This is a genomic window from Pseudomonas sp. H2_A10 (genome assembly GCF_054680085.1).
The window spans coordinates 4517622-4538371 of sequence record NZ_CP162821.1; the positions used below are offsets into that span (position 1 = coordinate 4517622).

Genomic DNA, 20750 nt, shown 5'->3' on the forward strand with positions numbered 1-20750 from the left:
CGCTCCCGCTGCATATATGCATCATCGTGCCGTGTAATCGCTGCATTATTGCACCTTCAATCCTGGATATGCTGGGCACCGGAAAAAAATCCTCAGGATCGCCATCATGCACGACACCCCACCCCGCAGCGCTGTCTGGCTGCCGATCTTCGCCGGTTTGTGCGCCAGCCTGGTCAGCATCGGCCTGGCGCGCTTTGCCTACACGCCGTTGATTCCTTCGTTGATCCAGGCCCATTGGTTCAGCGCCAGCGATGTGGTGTACCTCGGCGCCGCCAACCTGGTCGGCTACTTGATCGGCGCGTTGATCGGTCGGCCCATCGCTCAGCGCACCTCCAACAAAACCGCCCTGCGCCTGATGATGGTGGCGGTGACCCTGGCGTTTTTTGCCTGTGGTTTTCCGCTGTCGCTGACCTGGTTCTTCGGCTGGCGCCTGCTGTCGGGCATCGCCGGCGGCGCGATCATGGTACTGGTGGCCGCGACCGTGCTGCCGCATGTTCCCGTCGCGCGCCGGGGCCTGGCCAGTGGTGCGATTTTTCTCGGGATCGGCCTGGGCATTGCCGGTTCCGGCACGCTGGTGCCGCCGCTGTTGAGCCTTGGCCTTGCGCAAACCTGGTTCGGCCTCGGCCTGCTGGCCGTGGCGCTGACGGCCGCCAGCTGGTGTGCCTGGCCCAGTGGCACGCCGCAGCAAGCGCCGACGCCATCGGGCGTCTCTGCACCCACACCGCCGGGCGTCTATCTGCTGTTTGCGCAATACGCCTTTATGGCTGCGGGCCTGGTGCCGGCGATGGTGTTCCTGGTCGACTACGTGGCCCGGGGCTTGGGTGCCGGGGCGCATGTGGGGGCGATGATCTGGGTGATGTACGGCCTGGGTTCGATTGCGGGGCCGGTGACCTACGGTTTTCTGGCGGATACGCTGGGCGCGCGCTTGAGTATCCGCCTGGTGCTGGTGGTGCAGGCCATCGCGGTGGGCGCATTGGCAATGGCGAGTGACTTCATGGCCCTCGCCACCCTGGCGGTGATCCTCGGTTCGTTCCCGCCAGGCATCGTGCCGCTGGCGCTGGCGCGGGTGCACGAGCTGATCCCCAACCATCACCAGCAACAAGTGGCCTGGAGCCGCGCTACCGTCTCCTTTGCCACGTTCCAGGCGATTGCAGGCTTTGCCTATTCGGCGCTGTTCAATCTCAGCGGCGGCCAGCATGCTCTGTTGTTCGCAATCGCCGCCGTGGCAATCATGGTTGCGCTGGCGCTGGAACTGGGCATGATCCTGCTGAACCGCCGACCGCTCGATACGGTCCCAACCCATACGCTCATCGCTGCAGGTACTCTCAAATGACGCTTCCCAACGACATGACCCTGATTGAAATCACCACCCCTGGCGACCCGGATGTGCTGCAACCGCGCCAGGTCGACGTGCCGGTGGCCGGCCCCGGCGAGATCCTGATTCGCGTGCACGCCGCCGGGGTCAACCGCCCCGACGCCCTACAACGTGCCGGCAAGTACCCGATGAAACCCGGCATGAGCCCGTACCCCGGCCTGGAAGTGGCCGGTGAAGTGGCGGCATTGGGCGACGGTGTGTCGGCGTTCAAACTGGGTGACAAGGTGTGCGCGCTGACCAACGGCGGCGGCTACGCGCAGTATTGCGCGGTGCCTGCCGGCCAGGCGCTGCCGGTCCCCAAGGGCATGGACTGGATTCAGGCCGCTGCGGTGCCGGAAACTTTCTTCACCGTGTGGGCCAACCTGTTCGGCCTCGGTGATGCGCACACCGGCCAGCGAGTGCTGATCCATGGCGGCACCAGTGGCATCGGCACCACCGCGCTGATGCTGTGCCGCGAGTTCGGTATACAGGCCTTCGCCACCGCCGGCAGCGCCGACAAATGCGCGGCCATTGCCAAGTTGGGTGGGGAGCCGATCAATTACCGCGAGCAGGACTTCGCCGAGGTCATCAGCCAACAGACCGACGGCAAGGGCGTGGACGTGATCCTCGACATCATGGGCGGCTCGTACCTCAACAACAACCTCAAGGCCCTGGCCATGGACGGGCATCTGGTGATGCTGGGTTTCCTCGGCGGCGCCAGGGCCAATGACGTTGACCTGCTGACCATCCTCGGCAAGCGCGCGGTGATCACCGGCTCGCTGCTGCGCGCGCGCACCCGTGAAGAAAAAGCCGCGATCGCCGAACAACTGCGCGAGTACATCTGGCCGGTACTGGAGGCCGGGCGCTGCCTGCCGATCATCGACAAGGTCTATGCCTACACCGACGCGGCCCAGGCCCATGCGCGGATGGAGGGTGGGGATCATATTGGCAAGATTGTGTTGCAAGTCAGCTGACCTGACAGCCCCCGACGGCTCAAGGGGTTGAGGTGCTTGGCCTCAAGCCCGGCCTTGTGAAAATCTCAAACCAAATGGAGTTTCCCTGTGGGGGCCGCGTGTTTATCCGGGGTACGTGGGGTAGTCGGTATAGCCCACTGCCCCGCCGCCATACATGCCCTCTTCCCGCAGTGGGTTCAGCGGCCAGCCGTTGAACAAGCGTTGCGGCAGGTCTGGGTTGGCAATGAACGGTCGCCCGAACGCGATCAAATCCGCCAGCCCCGCGTCCACCAGTTTGGCAGCGCGTTCAGCGGTGTAGCGCCCGGCGTAGATAATGCGCCCGCTGAAGGTGCTGCGTACGGCTTCACGGAAGCTGTCGGGCAGCACGGGCGCGTTGTCCCAATCGGCCTCGGCGATGGAGACATAGGCAATGCCCGAAGCTTGCAGCACCTTGATCGCTTCGATATAGGTGTGGTGCGGGTCTTCTTCCACCAGGCCGATGTAGACGCGGTCCTCGTCGGTGCCGCTGAACAACGGTGAAAAACGCACGCCCAGGCGTTCCGGCCCGACCACCTTGCACACGGCTTCGACGATCTCGCGCAGAAAGCGCAGGCGGTTTTCCAGGGAGCCGCCGTATTCATCATCACGGGTGTTGGAATGGGCCGAGATGAACTGGTTGACCAGGTAACCATTGGCCGCGTGGATTTCCACCCCGTCGAACCCTGCGTCCAGCGCATTGCGTGCCGCTTGTGCGTAGTACCCGACCAGTTCCTCGATCTCCAGCACGGCCAAGGCACGCGGCACGGGTGGCGACATCAATTCTCCAACCCCAGCACCGGTTTCAATAAAGGCCTTGGCCTGCAACGCCGGCAGCGCGGAAGGCGCCACCGGTGCGGCGCCGCCCGGCTGCAAGGCGTTATGGGACACCCGCCCCACATGCCACAACTGAGCGAAGATCACCCCGCCTTCGTCATGCACCGCGTCGGTGACCTTGCGCCAGCCATTGATCTGCGCCGGGGTGTAGATGCCCGGTGTCCACGCATAACCCTGGCCACGCGGTTCGATCTGCGTGCCCTCGCTGATCATGAAACCGGCGCCGGCGCGCTGGCGGTAATACTCGGCCATCAGGTCGGTGGCGATATCACCGGGTTGCGCGCTGCGCTGACGGGTCAACGGTGGCAGCACCACGCGGTTGTTCAAGGTGCGGTGCCCCAGCTTTACCGGGGTGTTCAAAATACGGTCATTCATAGCGGATCTACCAAATTCAGGACGAGTAAACGCATTGGCGGCCCGTTTGGGTCGCCAATGAATGGAGCGGTCAGTCAGGTCAAGCGGTGAGTTTCAGCAGGGCCTTGGCCACCTCGCTGGAACTGCCGGGGTTCTGCCCGGTGACCAGCAGGCCATCGACGATCACGAAGGACTGCCAATCGGCACCCTTCTCGTACTGGCCGCCCAACTGCTTGAATTCATCTTCAATCAGGAACGGCACCACCTTAGTCAGGCCGACCGCTTCCTCTTCCGAGTTGGAGAAGCCGGTAACGCGACGGCCCTTGATCAACGGCTCGCCGTTGACCGCCTTGACGTGACGCAAGGCGCCCGGCGCGTGGCAGACAAAACCAACCGGCTTGCCGGCACGCTCAAACGCTTCGATCAGCGCGATGGACACCGGCGACTCCGCCAGGTCCCACAGCGGGCCGTGGCCGCCTGGGTAGAACACGGTGTCGAAGTCGTCGGCGTTGACTGTGTCCAGCTTCACCGTGGTGGCCAGGGCCTGCTGCGCGGCCGGGTCCTTGCCAAAGCGCTCAGTCTGCTCGGTTTGCGCATCCGGCTCATCGCTCTTAGGGTCCAACGGAGGCTGGCCACCGGCAGGGGATGCCAGCACCACCTCGGCACCGGCGCCCTTGAACGCGTAATAGGGAGCGGCAAACTCTTCGAGCCAGAAACCGGTCTTGCGCCCGGTATCGCCAAGCTGGTCGTGAGAGGTCAGTACCATTAATACTTTCATGTTCCAGTGCCTCGATCAGTGAATGTCAGTGTGTTCAGGGTGACCCAAGAGCTGTCGGGTCAGCAGCAGCGCCTCGTCGAAAGGCGCGGGTGTACGGGTGATCTTGCTCATCACGCTGGCGCCCAGCCATAACGCGTAAAGCTGAGGGGCCAGTTGTTGTGCGCTGTGCCCAAGGTTCAGCGAGCCTTCGTCGACGCCACGTTGCAGGGCTATCGCCAGCAGTTCGATGGTGCGTGACGTACCGCGCTGCAACGCCAAACGCATCGGCTCTGAAAGATCGGACACCTCGGCACCCAGTTTGACGGCAAGGCATTTACCCGCGTCGGTGCAGCCGGTCTGGTTGTCGGTCCAGGCTTGCCAGTAGCGCATCAACTTGGCGCAGTGGGTCAAACCGGGCTGATCGAACAGTTGCCGCATGCCGCGCACGTAGTTGTCGAAGTAGCTATCGAGCAACACCACGCCGAACGCATCCTTGGAGCTGAAGTAGTGATAAAACGAGCCTTTGGGCACTGCGGCGGCCTGGAGGATTTCGTTCAGGCCCACCGCAGTAAACCCTTTGCGGCCGACAAGCACTTGCGCCGTGTCGAGAATGGTCTGCCGTGCACTTTTGGTTTCGCTGTTCATGCTTGATCCCGTCCGATTAGACCAGTCGTCTAGTTCGTTGGGGCCATGTTAGAAGCCGCGCCGGACGCTCACAATGTCAGATGCGCAAGGATTACGGACATGCCGCGAAGTCGGTTGCCGTTTGCCAGGCACGCGCCGACAATCGCCTCTCCCGACCGCTTGGAGAATGATGATGCACAGCGTTGCGCTGATGGTTTACCCGAACTTCCAGTCGCTGAGCCTCAGCCTGGGCTCGGTGTTCGAGTGCGCCAACCTGCTGCGTGGCGAGCCGGCTTATGAGTTCCACCTGGTGTCGGAATGCGGCGGCGCGGTGATGTCGTCCCTGGGGTTTTCGGTGAATACCTCAGCGGTTCGGCCCGAGGGCTATGACACGCTGATCGTCAGCGGCTACCTGGAATTTCGCCTGCCGGAGGCCAACCTGCTGGAGCTGGTCAAGGCCGCTTCGGCCCAGTCGCGCCGGGTCGCCTCACTGTGCATGGGCATCTTTGTCCTGGCCGACGCCGGCTTGCTGGAAGGCAAGCGCACCACCACCCATTGGATTCACGCGCCGGCATTTCGCAAGCGCTACCCGGCCATTCGCCTGGAAGAAGACAAACTGTTCGTCGTGGATGGCCAGGTGTGGACCGGCGCCGGCATGAGCGCCGGTGTGGACCTGGCGCTGGCCATGGTGGAGAACGACCTGGGCAGTGATTTGGCCCGGCGCATTGCGCGCAAACTGGTGATCGCCCAGCGCCGCGGCAGCGAGCAGTCGCAATTGTCGGCGCTGCTGGAACTGGACCCCAAGTCCGACCGCGTCCAACTGGCCCTGGCCTATGCCCGCGAAAACCTCACGCATGACCTGTCGGTGGAAGCCCTGGCCGATGTCGCGCGACTGAGCCCGCGCCAGTTCAGCCGGGTGTTTCGCGAAGAAACCGGGCAAACCCCGGCCAAGGCCATCGAAGCCCTGCGCGTGGAGGCCGCGCGGGCGATGATGGAAACCAGCCGTCATCCGGTTGAAGTGGTGGCGCGTGAAACCGGCTTTGGCGACCGCGAACGCATGCGCCAGGCGTTTCTACGCGCGTTCGGCCAACCGCCGCAGGCGATGCAGCAGGCGTTTAATGCAACGCCGCACGGGTGATCAGATAACTCACCAACTGCGGCTCATCCTCAAGCTCGATGGCGTGCACCGGGCGCGGCAGGTTATCCAGCACCGTGCGCCAGAACGCTTGGGACACTTCGTCCTGGTCATAAAAACGCACCAGCCAATCGGCCTCGCCGCTGCACAGCACCTGGCTGGCGATGGCGCGGCCGATGCCTTTGCGGCGGTAGCGCTTGAGGATGAACAGGTCGGCCAGCTCCAGGGCGTCGACGCCAGGGACTTCACTGTCTTCGATCAACAGGAAACCGGCGATGAAACCATCGACCAGCAGCAGGTTGGCGCTCCAACGCGGGTCCTGCCAGTAGCGGGCCAGGTGTTCGTCGTGGATGTAGAAACGGCCGTCGGCCTCGACATCCTCCTGCTCCCAGTCCGAGGATTCATAAGCGTAGTACTGGTAAAGATTGCGGATCAGTTGGGCCTCTTCAGGGCCGGTCTGGATCAGTTCGACAGTGGTTTCAGGCATGGGGCTCTCGGTGAAAAATGCACGGCGACATTGTTCACAAATCGGCGGAACAGTCCAATACAGCGGCGAACCTTTCTACTTGCTGAACCGATTGCAAATAGCCGTGCCCTGCTGCCGAAGCGCTGAAACATTTCGAATAGACTTCGCCGAAATCCCCCTTTCTCAAGGACATGTATTTTGACGAACGTCTGTTCCGCCGGCCTGGATGTGGGCTTTGCGTCCCTGGATTATTTGCAGATCTTTATCCTGGGGGTGATCCAGGGCATCACCGAATTGTTGCCGGTGTCCTCTACCGCCCATATGCGCGTGGTGCCCGCCCTGCTTGGCTGGCAAGACCCCGGCTCGGCGTTTTCGGCGGCCATGCAGTTGGCGGCGCTGGCGGCGGTGGTGAGTTACTTCTGGCGCGACGTACGCCAGGTGACCACCGGCAGCATCGGCGCGGTGCGCCGAGGTGACTATAACGACCGCTGGTTCAAGCTGGCGGTGGCGATCGTTTTGGCGACTATCCCCATCTGCATCGCCGGGCTGGCACTGTCTTCGACCTTGAATGCCTGCAACTCGCCCTTGCGCGGGTTGATGGTGATCGGCATTTCCTGCCTGGTCATGGCGGTGTTGCTGGCAGCGGCCGAGCTGCGGGCACGGCACACCCGCGAGGTGGGCCAGATGCGCCTGCGGGATGCATTGATCGTGGGTATCGCGCAGATTGGTGCGTTGATTCCCGGGGTGTCGCGTTCCGGCTCCACACTGACCGCCGCGCTGTTCCTGAACTTCAAGCGTGAAGAAGCCGCGCGCTTTTCGTTCCTGCTGGGCCTGCCGGCCATCGCCCTCGCCGGTTTGAAAGAACTCTGGGTGTTGTTGCACGCCGACCTGCCGGCCCACGCCTGGCCGCACCTGCTGTTCGGGCTGGTGGTGGCGAGCGTCTCGGCGTTCTTTGCGATCTGGGGGCTGATGAAATTTCTGGAGCGCTTCTCGACCTGGCCGTTCGTGATCTACCGCGCGCTGCTGGGGGTGTTCCTGATTGTCGCGGTCAGCACCGGACTGCTGCCAGGGTAGTGGCTCTTTTGAGTCATGTGCTCTTCAGGCCCTCGTTTGGCACTCGCTCCACACCTGACGTATCAGTGCTTTGAGCCTCAACGCCTCGGCCCAGCGATCGCTGATCTCACGCCCATCCGCGCCGGTAATCGCATAAGGCGGCGGGCCCAGTTCGCAGGTGAACGACAAACTCCGCGGGGTATCAGCCCGGGCCAGCCAGTCGTCGATGCCGTAGCGCCACCAACCGGTAAAGCGCTCGACCCAGGCGTGGTGCTGGGGAAACTCAAGCGATACCTGCACCTGCTCGCTGCTGGCCACGCGCCCATGGAAGCCCCAGCTGTGACGCAGGATGGTGCGGATCTGTTCATCGTCCTCAACGGTGCCCGGCTCCGGCAACTCACGCCCGACAACATAGTGCGACAGGTCGGCGAGCAGCTTCAGGTCGGGCATTTGCGCCAGCAGGTCGAGGGTGAACAGCAGGTCGTTGGTCAGCCGATAGCGGTGAGTTTCCAGCAGCACCGGAAAGTCCACCTGCTCGGCCAGGCGTTGCCAGCCTTCGACCAGCCGGGCGGCTTCGGCCTGGGTGCGCGGGCGCACGTCGGCTTGCAGCGTGAGGTGGTGGCAGCCATAACCGCTGATCACATCCAGCGCGGCGGCCAGGTCGTCCACCGTTTGCGGGAACAACTGGCCTTCGACCTGTAAGCCCCGCGATGTGGCGGCGGCGTGCAAGCGCGCCACCTCGGCGGGCCGCCAATAGTGATCGGTGATGCCGTCGAAGCCGGCGGCGGCGATTCGGTCCAGCTGCGCTTCGAGCGGACCGGGTTCGGTTTGCATGGCCCACAGCGATTGAAATACCAGCAATTGGCGCATCGTCAGCCTCGCAGTAACTGTTTAAGGGGCCACTCAGGGTCAGCCAGATGGGCCGCGGTGAGCGGGATCCGAGCACTGATCAGGCGTTCGCACAGCTTGATGTCCTTGGCCACGCTGTTGCCGATGCCCCAGCCGCAGGCACCTTGCAAATGGCCCTCGGTATCGAGGTAAAACAGCAGCAGACCGCCGGCCGGCAGTACGCGACCGGCCGTCGTCGCGGTCATCACGCCCACCGTCTGCAGGCCCCAGTCGTATTGGTCGGACCAGAAACCGGGGATCGCGTCAAAAGCCACTTCACGGCCCAACAGATTCAGCGCCGCATGCCGCCCCTGCGCCTCGGCGTTACGCCAGGTTTCCTGGCGTTGATACTCGCCCCCCTGGCGAAACTCACAGACATCGCCGGCCGCATAGATGTTCGGCGCGCTGGTCCGCAGGTAGGCATCCACGCGAATGCCCTGCCCGACCTCCAACCCTGCGTTGGCAGCCAGTTCGAGATTGGGTTGCATACCGATGCCCACCACCACCAGGTCACAGGGCAACATCTGCCCGTCGACCAATTGCACGGCATCGTCATGGATGGTTTCCAGTGCCACATTCAAACGAACATCGACCCCTTGGCCGCGATGCAGGTCCAACAATGCCTGGCTGATCACCGGCGGCAACACCCGGCCCGCCAGGCGCGGCCCGGCTTCGAGCACGCTGACCTCACAGCCCAGGCTTCTAGCGCTCGCGGCGACCTCAAGGCCGATAAACCCGCCGCCGACAATCACCAGCCGCGTGCCCGGACGCAAGGCACTGCGCAGGGTCAGGGCTTCATCATGGGTGCGCAGGTAAAGCACGTTGGCCTGCGCTTGAGGCAAACGCCGCGCCCTGCCGCCGGTGGCCAGCAGCAACCCGGCATAGGCCAGCCATTGGCCGTCGGCGAGTTGCAGCCGCTGTTGCCGTGGCTGCAACTGGGTCACCGGGTTCCCGGCGATATGTTCGATATTCAACTCAGCCATCCGTGCGCTGTCGCACAGGCTGCAACCGGCCAGGTCCGCGGTGCCCTGCAGCACCCCCTTGGACAGCGGCGGTCGTTCATAGGGCAAGTGCGGTTCGTCGCCGATCAGGATCAGGCGCCCGGTATACCCTTCTTCGCGCAGGGTCAGCGCCGCACGGCCGCCGGCATGGCCGGCGCCGACGATGATCATGGGTGCGCTGATCATCACGCCGTGACCGCGAGCAATACCCGCCCCGCTTCAACGCGCACCAGGTAGGTCTTGAGGTTGACGCACACCGGCGCGCCGAGGGCCTTGCCCGAGCGGTAGTCGAAGCGCCCGTTGTGCTTGGGGCACTCGACCACATGGTCCATCACCAGGCCATCGGCGAGGTGGATTTTCTCGTGGGTGCACAGGCCGGCTGTGGCAAAAAATTCATTGTCGGCGGAGCGGAACACCGCGTAGGTGTGGGCACCGTGATCGAAGCGCAGCACGTCTTCTTCGTCTATTTCGCCCACGGCGCAGACGTCGATCCATTGATCGTTCATGGCGTTATCTCTTGTTTTAAGGAGGATTAGCTAACAGCAGCTTCTGCATGTGTCGGGGCACTGGCAGCCGGTTCTGCCTGGGGGCGAATCGGCCGCTGCACGAAATACGTCGGGTCGCGGCGCTGCTTCAGGATCGTCGGGATGATCTCTTTGTAAGCCTCGAACAGATTGGCGTAGGGCGGCGGGCAGTCGTTGCGGATCTCTTCGTGCAACTGCGCCAGGGCGTGGTACGGCACCATTGGGTACATGTGGTGCTCAAGGTGGTAATTCATGTTCATGTAGATAAAACGCAGCACGCGGTTCATGTAGATGGTGCGGCAGTTGCTGCGGTGGTCGAGCACGTCTTCGGCCAGGCCCACGTGCTGGGTCAGGCCGAACACGTAGCCGAGCCAGGCGCCATAAATACTCGGCAGGCCCACCAGCATCAGCGGCAGCCAGCTGTGCAGGTACAACGCCGTGCCGATGAGCAGCGCATATATACCCACCCAGATCCGCGCGGCGCGGTACACCTTGGGCCACTCCGATTCAGGGATAAAGTCCTGCTCCTGGGCGCTCATTTGGCCGACGGCATGGCGCGCCACACCGCTGAAGGTTTTCCAGGCGAGGGGCAGATTGAACAGGCTGAGAAACATCATCCACAGACTCGGCGGGCGCGGCTCGACGATCTCCGGGTCGCGGCCGACCACGATGGTGTCGGTGTGGTGACGGGCATGGCTCCAGCGCCATACATGCGGTTCGAAAATGCACATGAAGCAGGCGACCTGGTACAGCACGTCATTCATCCAGCGGGTCTTGAACGCGGTGCCGTGGCCGGTTTCGTGCCAGCGCGGGTTGGAGGCGGTGCCGTATAACACGCCATAGGCGAGGAAGAACGGCACGCAGGCCCACGAGCCCCAGAACCAATAGCCGCCAAAGCCGGTGGCAAACAGCGCGATCACCCAGATGGCGGTGTCGAGCAGCGCCGGGCCGTCTCGGCGTTGCATGAGTTCTTTCATGCGTTTACGGGAAATCGGCGACTGGTACCAACTGGCCGAGACCAGGCCTTTTTCGGCCGCGCGGGCAGCTTCGGGGCCGGTCAGGCTGTAGTCGCGCCGGGCGGTTTGGGCGGTGTGTTCAGGCATTGTTATTATTCTCCGCAAGCGAAAAGTTTCAGATGCGTTGCGAGACCCACCATAGAGTGCGGCCAAATCCCCCTCAAGGCCTTGAATCCATTCCCTATCAAGCTATCATCCAGGCCCAGCGGGACTTGATAGTTTTCTATCAAGACGCACAAGGGGCCAGCCATGCACACCACCAAACGCCCAACCATCGCCACCGTGGCCGCCCAGGCGGGCCTCAGTGTGGCCACCGTCGACCGCGTATTGAACGCGCGAGCGCCGGTGAACCCGGACACCGCCGAACAGGTGTTCCAGGCCGCCGAAGCCGTGGGCTACTTTGCCGCGCGGCTGATCGGCCAACGCATTCGCGAACGCCGCCCCACCTACCGCTTCGGCATCCTGCTGCTGGGCACGGCGCAGGCGTTCTATGCGAACCTGGCGCAGTCGATCAGCGACGCCGCAGAGCATCACGCCACGGCCAACCTCAGTTGCCAATTCGAATACATCAACGACCGCACCCCAAGCGCCATCGTCGCGCAGATCGAACAATTGGCCGTGCAGTGCGACGCCCTCGCGGTGGTCAGCTTTGCCCACCCGCTGATCAATGCGTGCCTGGCCCAGATCCGCGCGGCCGGCGTGCCGGTGGTGGCGCTGCTTTCGGATATTCATGAGCAGGCCCTGGAACCTTACGTGGGCCAGGACAACCACGTGGTCGGGCGCACCATGGGCTGGTTGCTCGCACGCACATGCGGCGCGCGCAAAGGCAGCGTGGGGATCCTGCTCGGCGGCCATCGCTTCCTCGGCCACCAGGCACGCGTCGAAGGCCTGCACAGCTACCTGGCCGAACACGCGCCGGGGCTCAAGCCGCTGGAACCGCTGATCAACCTGGACAACTGCGACATTACCGAAGAAGCCACCCTCGACCTGATTAGCCGCCACACCGACCTGCGCGGCCTGTGCGTGGTGGGCGGCGGTGGCGACGGCATTATCAGCGCCCTGGCGCAACTGCCCAAGCGGCCCGCGCTGTGCTGCATTTTGCAGGAGTCCACCGAACTGTCACGCCAGGCGTTGAGCCAGGGCCTGATCGATGTGGTGATGGACTCGCAACCGCGCCAGACGGCGCTGGCACTGGTGCAGTTGCTGGTGGAGTTGCAGAGTGCCGAGGGGTTCGATGCGCTGCGGCATCGGGTGCATATAGCGCCGCAGATTGTTACCTCCGAGAATCTTTAGCGCGCCCGGCACTCGACCTTCAACCCGCCCTCCTCCTGCTCGTGGGTTTCAATCACTACCGGCAGGAAGCGGCGGATCACCGCCATATTGCTGTGCAGATGGTCGCTCATCTGCGGCGTGGTAAAACTGCCAGCGCCCGCCAATGCCATCGGTAACAGCAGTTGATCGGCCAGGTGTTCGCCCACCGCCGTGTCGCTGGCCTGCCATTGCAGGGCCTGGTTGATCGCCTCATCGGCCACGGTTTCGGCGCGAACCCTGGCCATGCCAAAGGCGCTGAACACTTCGGTGACGTGCTCGTGTGCGTACTCCAGCATCAGCACATTGCCCGGGCCTTGATCGGGGTCTATCTCGACCGCAGACAACTGCTCCAGGCTGAAGTCCAGTCGCTGGCGTACGCGCTTGAACTCACGCTCGCTCACCTGGGGGGGCAGGCCGGCGCTCAGCGTGGTCGCCCGCGCTTGCAGCAATGTGCCACGCTGCATCAGGTGCAACGGCGCCAGTTCGCCGGGCTGGATAAACGCCTGCAACTCGCCGCCACCGGCCGGGACGAAACCATGCCGGAGCAGCGTCAACTCGACACGCGCGCCCATGCGCCGCAACAACGGCAACCAGGCACGTTGCAAAAAGTCCACTGGCGGCGCCAGCGGGTTATGAGTGCCGCCGCACAGGGTCACGCGGCTGGCGCCCGGTGCCCGCAACAACGCCGGCAACAGCGTTTGCAACACCAGGGTGCAACTGCCCGCCGTGCCAATCGCAAAGCGGTAGTCGCCGCCCTGAATCGGCCCCGGCGCAAAGCGCAGGGTTTGCGATCCCAGCTCAGCGCCTTCCACCCGCGCGCCACACACCTGGGCTGCGGCCAGCACGGCCGTCAAGTGTTGGCGCATCAACCCCGGGCGGCTGCGCCTGGCGCGGATGTTCCTGATGAGCAACGTCCGCCCGGTTACCATCGACAGGCTCACGCCACTGCGCAATACCTGGCCACCGCCGATGGCACCATCCAGTTCAATCACGTCCTGTTTCATAGTCGTCCTTATGCAAACCGTTTGACCGTGTCCCGCAGGTAGCGGTCCAGTCGTTGCGAGTCTTCCCGAGTGCGTGGCAATACCGGTACCTCGCGTTCCAGCTCAGCCACGATGAAGGCATGCAACGCCGGCCGCCGCGGACCATAAGCCGCCTCACCGGCATTGCGTTTGAGCGCCAGCAATGTCGCCACTTCGTCCAACAGAGGCGCGTCGCTCACCGTGCTCAGCAAGTCGGCGAAGGTCATCGGCGGGCGCCCCAGGCCCAGATCGATCCAGCGCACCGCCAGCAACGGCCGCAGCACGTAGAAGTACTTCTTGAAGCGTACCGTTTCGCCTTGCAGGTAACCGCGAAAGTTCTTCCTGGCCATCGACAAGTAGTGATTACGCGCAGCCGGCGGGCTGTAGAAGGCTTCGGCCAACGCCCGCAACTGCGCGGTGGCCTCGGTTTGCTGGCGATACACCAACGGCGAATCCAGCCACTCCAGTAACGTGGGATTGGATTTGCGCAGCAGACCCAAAGTCTTGCGCAGTTCCCAGCCACTCACGTCCAACTCGTCATCCAGCGGACGTTCGATCACGTCGCGCGGCGCATCCACCTGCATGAACCAATCAGGTTTTTCCACATAGACAAAGCGCACATCGTAGTCGCTGTCGGTGGAAGCAAAACCCCAGGCGCGACTGCCGGATTCGCAGGCATACAGCACTTTCACATTGCGCTCGCGCTCTATTCGGTCCAGTTCCTGCGCAACCCGGGCGCGCATGGCGTCGCTCAACGGGTGCCGTTCTTCCCTTTGCATTTCGATTCCTCCGTTTATCCCTTGACGCACACCACCTGATGCAAGGTGTGCAGCACCTGCACCAACTCGCGCTGGGCGTGCATGACGCGGTCGATGTCCTTGTAGGCCATCGGTATTTCGTCGATCACATCGGCGTCCTTGCGGCACTCCACATGGGCGGTCGCGCGGATCTGGTCGGCGACGGTAAAGGTGTTCTTCGCCTTGGTGCGGCTCATGGTGCGGCCCGCACCATGGCTGCACGAGCAGAACGATTGTTCGTTGCCCAGCCCGCGCACGATGAAGCTTTTTGCGCCCATAGAGCCCGGAATAATCCCCAACTCGCCTTTTTTCGCGGAGACCGCGCCCTTGCGGGTCACCAGGATGTCTTCGCCAAAATGCCGCTCTTTTTGCACATAGTTGTGATGGCAGTTCACCGCTTCCAGCGCCACTTCAAACGGTTTGCTGATCACTTGCCGCGTGGCCTGGACCACCGCGCGCATCATTAACTCGCGGTTCTGCCGGGCAAAATCCTGAGCCCATCCCACGGCTTGCACGTAGTCATCGAAGTGCTGGCTGCCCTCATCGAAATACGCCAGGTCGCGGTCCGGCAGGTTGGCCAGGTGCTGACGCATGTCTGCCTGGGCCAACTGGATAAACAGGTTGCCGATGGCATTGCCCACGCCCCGCGAGCCGCTGTGCAACATGAACCAGACACGGTTGGCCTCATCCAGGCACACCTCGACAAAGTGGTTGCCGGTGCCCAACGTCCCCAGGTGTTGGCGGTGGTTGCTGCGCTCCAGTTGCGGGTACTTGTCGGTGATCGCCTTGAAGCGCGGATGCAACGTGGCCCATACCTGATCGGCCTGGGCCGGCACGTCTTCCCACGCGCCTTTGTCACGGCCTTTACGGCTGCGGGTACGGCCATGGGGCACGGCGGCCTCGATGGCACAACGCAGGCCATACAGGTTATCCGGCAGGTCGCCGGCCATCAGCGTGGTGCGCGCGGCGATCATGCCGCAGCCGATATCCACCCCGACCGCCGCCGGGATGATCGCGCCCACGGTGGGAATCACGCTGCCGATGGTCGAGCCCTTGCCCAGGTGCACATCCGGCATCACCGCGAGGTGCTTGAAAATAAACGGCATCCTGGCCGTGTTCATCAGTTGCTGACGAGCTTCGGGCTCCACCGGAACGCCTTCGGTCCAGAGCTTGATCGGTTTGCCGTTGGCGACTTCCAGCAGTTGGTAGGTGTTGTTTTGCATGATCTCGGTTCTTTTCTGAAAAGCCGTCGTTACGGCGTCGTGCTGGTGATAGCAGCAGACGTGCCAGGTTTTACGCTCGGTGTTAAAAAACACGTAATATATTGTTTTATATAACTATTTTTATCCGCAATCTTTTTATCGCTGAAAAACGATGACAAACCCATCCCCCTATTTCTATCCTTACATATCGTTACTTATATTTTGGTCCAGTCATGAAACACAAGCGCACGGTCGCCATCGGATTTATCGGTTCCAAGCTGGATCGCGTCGGCAAGGGCGCCAATCGCTGGAACCACTGGCGCCCCAGCGTCGGGCTGTGCCAGCAGGATGATCTGCAGATCGACCGCCTGGAACTGATCCACGACGTCGACGCCCGCGATGTCAGCCTTGCCGAGCGAGTGCGCGCCGACATCCAGCAGATCTCGCTCCACACCGAGGTGCGCCTGCACCCGATGCCGCTGGCCAATCCCTGGGATTTCGAAGAGGTGTACGGCGCGTTGCACGACTTCACCAGTGCCTACCGCTTCGACACCGAGCGCGAGGATTACCTGGTGCATATCACCACCGGCACCCACGTGGCGCAGATTTGCTGGTTCCTGCTCACCGAAGCGCGCACCTTGCCGGCCCGCCTGATACAAACCTCCCCCAGCCGACGCCTGGATGCCGACGCACCCGCCACCGGCACCCACACCCTGATCGACCTCGACCTGTCGCGCTACGACCGCATCGCTTCGCGTTTCGCCCACCAGCGCCTGGAAGGCCTGGCGTTTCTCAAATCCGGGATCGCCACACGCAACCCTGCGTTCAACGCTTCCATCGAACAGATCGAACGCGTGGCCGTGCGCTCCACCGCGCCGATGCTGTTGATCGGCCCAACCGGGGCCGGTAAATCCTTCCTCGCCCGGCGCATCTACGAACTCAAGCGCAGCCGCCATCAACTGCAGGGCCGCTTCGTTGAGGTGAACTGCGCCACCCTGCGCGGCGATGGCGCCATGTCCGCGCTGTTCGGGCATATCAAGGGCGCCTTCACCGGCGCGCAAAACGCCCGCGACGGCCTGTTGCGCGCCGCCCACGGTGGCATGCTGTTCCTCGATGAAATCGGCGAACTGGGCCTCGACGAACAGGCCATGCTGCTCAAGGCCATTGAAGAAAAACGCTTCTACCCGATGGGCGCCGACACCGAAGTGGCCAGCGACTTCCTGATCATCGCCGGCACCCACCGCGACCTGCGCGAGCGGGTCGCCGACGGGTTGTTTCGCGAAGACCTCTACGCGCGCATCAACCTATGGACCTTCGACCTGCCCGGCCTGGCGGGCCGCCGCGAAGACATCGAGCCGAACCTCGACTTCGAGCTGGAGCGCCACGCCCGCGAACAAGGCCGTCGCGTACGTTTCAACCTGGAAGCGCGGCGCCGCTACCTGGCGTTTGCCTGCTCCAGCGAAGCGGCCTGGCTGGGCAACTTTCGCGAACTGTCCGCTTCCATCACACGCATGGCGACCCTGGCCGACAGCGGGCGTATCGATCAAGCCCAGGTCGAGGAAGAAATACAGCGCCTGCGTTATGCCTGGGGTCTGAGCGCACCCCACGCGTACCTGCCGGCCGACCTGGATCTGTTTGACCAGTTGCAACTCAAGGCCGTCATCGACATATGCCTGCAATCCGACAGCCTGTCCGATGCAGGCCGACGCTTGTTTGGCGTGTCACGCCAGGCCAAGGCGCAACCGAACGATGCGGACCGACTGCGCAAATACCTGGCGCGGTTTTCGATTGATTGGAAGCAGTTGAAGCCGTAGCGCAGGTGGTAATCGCGGCGCAGGCGCTCGCTCACGCACCGTATTTTCCATGTGGGGCCAATTGCATTTGGTCATGGCTTGTAAAGGGCCAGCAAGGCGCCTCCCTTTTAATTGCAGGACGTTTCCTAGACAATCTCCGCCGCCTTGTGCCTGTTGCAATCGGTGGCTAGTCTTCGCTGCGTCGCTGGATTTCAGTGATCGGGTTTAGCAGCCTGACGTCAATAGGCACACGGTTCACCTCTGCGTTTTATGGTGGCTGTGCGCGGGGCACCCTCGGGTGCGCTGGTTTTCCTATTGACCGGTCTGCTAACCCGCGTACAGCTGCCACCCTCGTTTAGCAGCGTTGGCGGTAGCTCCCTTGCTCAATAGGAGTTACACAATGAATAAAGTCCTACCCGACCCACCCCGCGACCCCGCCAAAGACCGTGCCGCCTTTAACCGCGCCATCGACCACTATTTGCCCACCCAAGGCTTTCACGCCATCAACGAAGACCTGAGCTTCGAAGATGCTCTGCTCTACACCGCCAGTTTGCTCGACAGTGCTTCGGCAACTGCGCTGGATTGCGGCGAGGCACTCGACAATCCTCAGCGCGCGAAGATTCTGGCGGTGTGGCATTTGCTGGAGATTGCCAGGACCACAGTGGATCGCTCTATCGAGTGCATGAAGCCCTCGGCCTAAACTCAGTTCAAATGTGGGAGGGGCGGTGCGACGATTCGACTTGCTCCCGATTGCGGTGGGTCAGCTCAGTAAATTTCAACTGACCCACCGCTATCGGGAGCAAGCCCCCTCCCACATTGTCCGCGGCAGCCAAGCCACACCGACTCAGGTCGCCAGAGGCCAACCGATGCGCGCGGCACGGCGCAGGCTGGCCTTGACGACCAAGCGGTGAAAGGGGGCGATCACGAAGAGGTAGGCCCGGCCCAGACGGTTGTGGCACTGGACCACGGTTGAAAAAACCAGTTGGCGACTGCCTTCCGCCTCTGCCTCTTCAGAACACAGGATCGATATCCGGAAGTCGAGGTGCATGTCGTCCTCTCCCAACACGATTTCAGTCTGGTTCGTGCTGTAGACCTTGAAGGGGCCAACCCGATCAGCCAGTGATGCCAGATGCTTGGCTGTCTTGAGCCCCAGACACACAACGAGAGTGTCTCGCACTTTCAGGAGCCATCCGATCCAGGACGGCTGGTGGAAAAGGATGAATCGAGCCAGCAAATCCGGGTTGCTCGATGTGCCCACCGGGAGCCGGATCGCAAAAGCGTCTGTCAGGTTCGTTGACGTGTAAAGGTGGGTAATGCCGGACCTCGAGGGGACGGGTACGCACATAATGGGTTCAACTTCGCGGGGCATCGGGATCTCTCCTTAGATCTGACTACTCAATAGGTTTCTTGCTACCCAGCCGGCAGAACCGGGCGCAACGTCGCACGGCGCTTGCCGACATCGAACCAGATCAACCAACCATCCCATCCTATAGTGCGCCGACCGGCACCCGCCAGCGCAGAGTTGCGCCATACCCTCTCATCCGCCCCGAAAATCCCCGGCACTCAACCCAAACCGACTCATCTTGTTATACAGCCCACCCCGCGACACGTTCAGCTGTTGAGCGGCCAGGCGGATATTGCCGCTGGTGTTTTTCAGCGCGGCGACGATAGCGTGCATTTCGTGGCTGCTCAGGTCCCGCGTGGGTTGCGACTCATAGGCACGGACCAGTGGGCGAGGCTTGGTGTCCAACGGCAGATCGCCGGGCTGGATCAACTCGCTCATGGCCAGGTTGGTTGCCCGTTCGATGGCGTTTTCCAGCTCGCGCACGTTGCCCGGCCAGGCATGCGCCGAGAGCAAGGCCAATGCCTGCGGCGAAAAACCCTGCACCGATTTACGCAGCGAGCGTGCACAGCGCGTGAGAAAGTGCCGCGCCAGCAGTGGGATGTCATCGCGGCGCATGCGCAGGGGCGGTACGGTCAGGTTCAGTACGTTGAGGCGATAGTAGAGGTCCTCGCGAAAGGCACCCTCCGCCACGGCCTGGCTCAGGTTGCGGTGGGTGGCGGCGATGATACGCACGTCCACTTGGCGTGCGCTTTTGGCCCCGACGCGCGCAATTTCGCCTTCTTGCAACACGCGCAGCAGGCTGACCTGGGCGTCGAAGGACATGTCGCCAATTTCGTCGAGAAAAATGGTGCCGCCATCGGCCAGTTCGAACTTGCCCGCCGAGCCGCCACGGGCCGAGCCGGTGAAGGCGCCCTCGACATGGCCGAACAGTTCGCTCTGCACCAGGTCCCGGGGAATCGCGCCGCAGTTGACCGCCACGAACGGGCCGTTGCAACGCTCGCTGGCGTTATGGATGGCCTGGGCGAAGAGCTCCTTGCCGGTGCCGCTTTCCCCCAGGATCAGCGTGGTGGAATCACTGCGACTGGCGATACGCGCCAGGTGCAACGCATCCTGGATCGCCCGCGATGTACCCTGGATGGTGTCGAAGGTATAGCGCGCCTGGGTACCGACAATACGCCGGGTGATTTCGCGAATGCGCCGGTTCTCGCGCAGCGACACAATCACCCCGCCCTGCTCCAGCGGGCACACCGAGACCAGGCACGCGAGTTGGCTACGGTCGTGCAGGTGGAAGGTGCAATCCAGGTCGCGCACGGGCTCACTCAGCGGATCGCTCAACTCACTGCGCCCCAGTCGCTGGAAGGGACTGCCAATCAGCTCCAGCCCCACCCCGAACAACTGACGGGCATAGCGGTTGAGCGCCTTGATGCAGCCGCGCTCGTCCAGCACCACGAGGCCTTCATTGAGCACTTCGAGCATGGCTTGCTGTTCTTCGAGCAAGGCTTGCAGGGCCATCTGCCGAGAGACAGCATCGGCCGCCGCCTGCACGGTGCCCAGGGTGTGGAAGTGGAACCAGCCGGGTTCGGCGGTGAGGGTAAGCATGGCCAGGGTCTGGCCCTGGGCATTTTTGATCGGCGCGGCGGCGCAGTGCATGCGGCGCTGGCGCAGGCCGACGGCGAAGTTTTCTTCGGCCAGCACATACACCAGACGGTCTTCGGCCAGGGCCAGCCCGGTGCAGTTGGTGCCTTGTACCGACTCCAGCAAGCGGCTGCCCACCGGCGTGATATCCAGCCCACAGAAATACAAGGTGGTGCCGTCTGCATCGGTGAGGTTGATGTGCCCGCGCGGGTTGTAGGCCAGCAAGCCATGCATGACCTGTGCGGCGGCGGCGATCAGTACGCGGTGGCGGGCCAGGGTGGCAGCCAAGGTTTGCGGCGCAACAAAGCGGTACTGGCTGTCGGCGGGGTCGATAGCGGCCTCGACACTGCGTCGCCAGGATTCCCAGATCACTTGGCGCACGTCGGCCGGGCGTTCGCTGCGGCCCTGCTGGCAATCACGCCACGCCTGCTCCAGCGCGGCAACCGGGCCGTCGTTCAACGCGGCCGGCCCCAGGGTCGTGAGGTAATCGAGGTCTTGTACGCTGAAGGCCAGGCTCATCCGATGCGTCCATGTTCATGTTTTTGACATGTCAGTATAGGCATGTCATCAAAATGAACACTTATTGTTTATAGATTTTATATAAACCATTAATTATCAATAACTTATAAATTGGCACAGCCCTTGCT

General features: G+C 62.8%; 20 protein-coding genes. 7 read left to right on the plus strand and 13 right to left on the minus strand.

Annotation, left to right across the window (positions count from 1 at the left end):
- Nucleotides 1–106: 106 nt before the first annotated feature.
- Nucleotides 107–1333 carry a YbfB/YjiJ family MFS transporter gene (locus tag AB4O23_RS20970; RefSeq protein WP_460069230.1) on the plus strand — a complete coding sequence of 409 codons (1227 nt, stop codon included), beginning with the start codon at nt 107–109 and terminating at the stop codon, nt 1331–1333.
- Nucleotides 1330–2328 (plus strand): NAD(P)H-quinone oxidoreductase, encoded by a 999-nt coding sequence (locus AB4O23_RS20975; RefSeq protein WP_017530220.1) that lies wholly within the window; start codon nt 1330–1332, stop codon nt 2326–2328. The genes AB4O23_RS20970 and AB4O23_RS20975 overlap by 4 nt, the downstream gene beginning before the upstream one ends.
- Before the next feature lie 102 nt (nt 2329–2430).
- Here the strand turns inward: AB4O23_RS20975 and AB4O23_RS20980 are convergent, their stop codons facing one another.
- From AB4O23_RS20980 to AB4O23_RS20990, 3 genes are all read right to left on the minus strand, one after another.
- Nucleotides 2431–3555: an alkene reductase gene (locus tag AB4O23_RS20980; protein ID WP_460060416.1), complete on the minus strand. Its 1125-nt coding sequence runs from the start codon at nt 3553–3555 to the stop codon at nt 2431–2433.
- Nucleotides 3556–3634: 79 nt separating this feature from the next.
- Nucleotides 3635–4312: a type 1 glutamine amidotransferase domain-containing protein gene (locus tag AB4O23_RS20985; RefSeq protein WP_065878532.1), complete on the minus strand. Its 678-nt coding sequence runs from the start codon at nt 4310–4312 to the stop codon at nt 3635–3637.
- A gap of 15 nt (nt 4313–4327) precedes the next feature.
- Nucleotides 4328–4936, minus strand: coding sequence for a TetR/AcrR family transcriptional regulator (locus AB4O23_RS20990; protein WP_017530217.1), 609 nt, complete (start codon nt 4934–4936; stop codon nt 4328–4330).
- 172 nt (nt 4937–5108) lie between these two features.
- Between AB4O23_RS20990 and AB4O23_RS20995 the strand changes: the two genes are divergently transcribed.
- On the plus strand, nt 5109–6053 hold the full coding sequence (locus AB4O23_RS20995; RefSeq protein ID WP_017530216.1) for a GlxA family transcriptional regulator: 945 nt from the start codon (nt 5109–5111) through the stop codon (nt 6051–6053).
- Here the strand turns inward: AB4O23_RS20995 and AB4O23_RS21000 are convergent.
- Nucleotides 6031–6537, minus strand: a complete 507-nt coding sequence (locus AB4O23_RS21000; RefSeq protein ID WP_017530215.1) for a GNAT family N-acetyltransferase — start codon at nt 6535–6537, stop codon at nt 6031–6033. The genes AB4O23_RS20995 and AB4O23_RS21000 overlap by 23 nt on opposite strands.
- Nucleotides 6538–6714: 177 nt before the next feature.
- Here AB4O23_RS21000 and AB4O23_RS21005 point away from each other — a divergent pair, with 177 nt between their 5' ends.
- On the plus strand, nt 6715–7590 hold the full coding sequence (locus tag AB4O23_RS21005; RefSeq protein WP_137220406.1) for an undecaprenyl-diphosphate phosphatase: 876 nt from the start codon (nt 6715–6717) through the stop codon (nt 7588–7590).
- A gap of 24 nt (nt 7591–7614) precedes the next feature.
- Here the strand turns inward: AB4O23_RS21005 and AB4O23_RS21010 are convergent, their stop codons facing one another.
- The 4 genes from AB4O23_RS21010 to AB4O23_RS21025 are packed head-to-tail and all read right to left on the minus strand — an operon-like array spanning nt 7615 to nt 11085.
- Nucleotides 7615–8439 (minus strand): sugar phosphate isomerase/epimerase family protein, encoded by an 825-nt coding sequence (locus AB4O23_RS21010; protein WP_460060421.1) that lies wholly within the window; start codon nt 8437–8439, stop codon nt 7615–7617.
- 2 nt (nt 8440–8441) lie between these two features.
- Nucleotides 8442–9644, minus strand: coding sequence for an NAD(P)/FAD-dependent oxidoreductase (locus AB4O23_RS21015; RefSeq protein ID WP_460060423.1), 1203 nt, complete (start codon nt 9642–9644; stop codon nt 8442–8444).
- On the minus strand, nt 9644–9964 hold the full coding sequence (locus AB4O23_RS21020; protein ID WP_460060425.1) for a MocE family 2Fe-2S type ferredoxin: 321 nt from the start codon (nt 9962–9964) through the stop codon (nt 9644–9646). Before AB4O23_RS21020 ends, AB4O23_RS21015 begins: the two co-directional genes overlap by 1 nt.
- Before the next feature lie 26 nt (nt 9965–9990).
- Nucleotides 9991–11085, minus strand: coding sequence for a fatty acid desaturase family protein (locus tag AB4O23_RS21025; RefSeq protein WP_017530211.1), 1095 nt, complete (start codon nt 11083–11085; stop codon nt 9991–9993).
- A gap of 162 nt (nt 11086–11247) precedes the next feature.
- Here AB4O23_RS21025 and AB4O23_RS21030 point away from each other — a divergent pair, with 162 nt between their 5' ends.
- The gene (locus AB4O23_RS21030) at nt 11248–12291 is read left to right on the plus strand and encodes a LacI family DNA-binding transcriptional regulator (RefSeq protein WP_135196938.1); all 1044 of its coding nucleotides are present in this window, start codon (nt 11248–11250) and stop codon (nt 12289–12291) included.
- Here AB4O23_RS21030 and rtcA read toward each other — a convergent pair.
- Genes rtcA through AB4O23_RS21045 form a run of 3 tightly spaced genes read right to left on the minus strand, consistent with a single transcriptional unit; the run spans nt 12288 to nt 15351 of the window.
- Nucleotides 12288–13313, minus strand: a complete 1026-nt coding sequence (gene rtcA, locus AB4O23_RS21035) for an RNA 3'-terminal phosphate cyclase (RefSeq protein WP_460060427.1) — start codon at nt 13311–13313, stop codon at nt 12288–12290. The genes AB4O23_RS21030 and rtcA overlap by 4 nt on opposite strands.
- Before the next feature lie 8 nt (nt 13314–13321).
- A complete protein-coding gene (locus AB4O23_RS21040) occupies nt 13322–14110 on the minus strand; it encodes a nucleotidyltransferase domain-containing protein (RefSeq protein WP_017530207.1) in 789 nt (262 codons plus the stop codon).
- Between the two features lie 14 nt (nt 14111–14124).
- On the minus strand, nt 14125–15351 hold the full coding sequence (locus AB4O23_RS21045; protein ID WP_368949657.1) for an RtcB family protein: 1227 nt from the start codon (nt 15349–15351) through the stop codon (nt 14125–14127).
- Nucleotides 15352–15563: 212 nt separating this feature from the next.
- On the opposite strand from AB4O23_RS21045, the gene rtcR reads away from it, so the two are divergent.
- Together rtcR and AB4O23_RS21055 are read left to right on the plus strand one after the other, a co-directional pair.
- Nucleotides 15564–17144, plus strand: coding sequence for an RNA repair transcriptional activator RtcR (rtcR, locus tag AB4O23_RS21050; RefSeq protein ID WP_460060430.1), 1581 nt, complete (start codon nt 15564–15566; stop codon nt 17142–17144).
- Between the two features lie 379 nt (nt 17145–17523).
- Nucleotides 17524–17823: a DUF6124 family protein gene (locus AB4O23_RS21055; RefSeq protein ID WP_003173369.1), complete on the plus strand. Its 300-nt coding sequence runs from the start codon at nt 17524–17526 to the stop codon at nt 17821–17823.
- A 144-nt stretch (nt 17824–17967) separates the two neighbouring features.
- On the opposite strand, the gene AB4O23_RS21060 is transcribed toward AB4O23_RS21055, so the two are convergent.
- A complete protein-coding gene (locus tag AB4O23_RS21060) occupies nt 17968–18492 on the minus strand; it encodes a DUF2867 domain-containing protein (RefSeq protein ID WP_305429279.1) in 525 nt (174 codons plus the stop codon).
- Between the two features lie 168 nt (nt 18493–18660).
- On the minus strand, nt 18661–20622 hold the full coding sequence (locus AB4O23_RS21065) for a sigma-54 interaction domain-containing protein (RefSeq protein WP_460060433.1): 1962 nt from the start codon (nt 20620–20622) through the stop codon (nt 18661–18663).
- Nucleotides 20623–20750 lie beyond the last annotated feature (128 nt).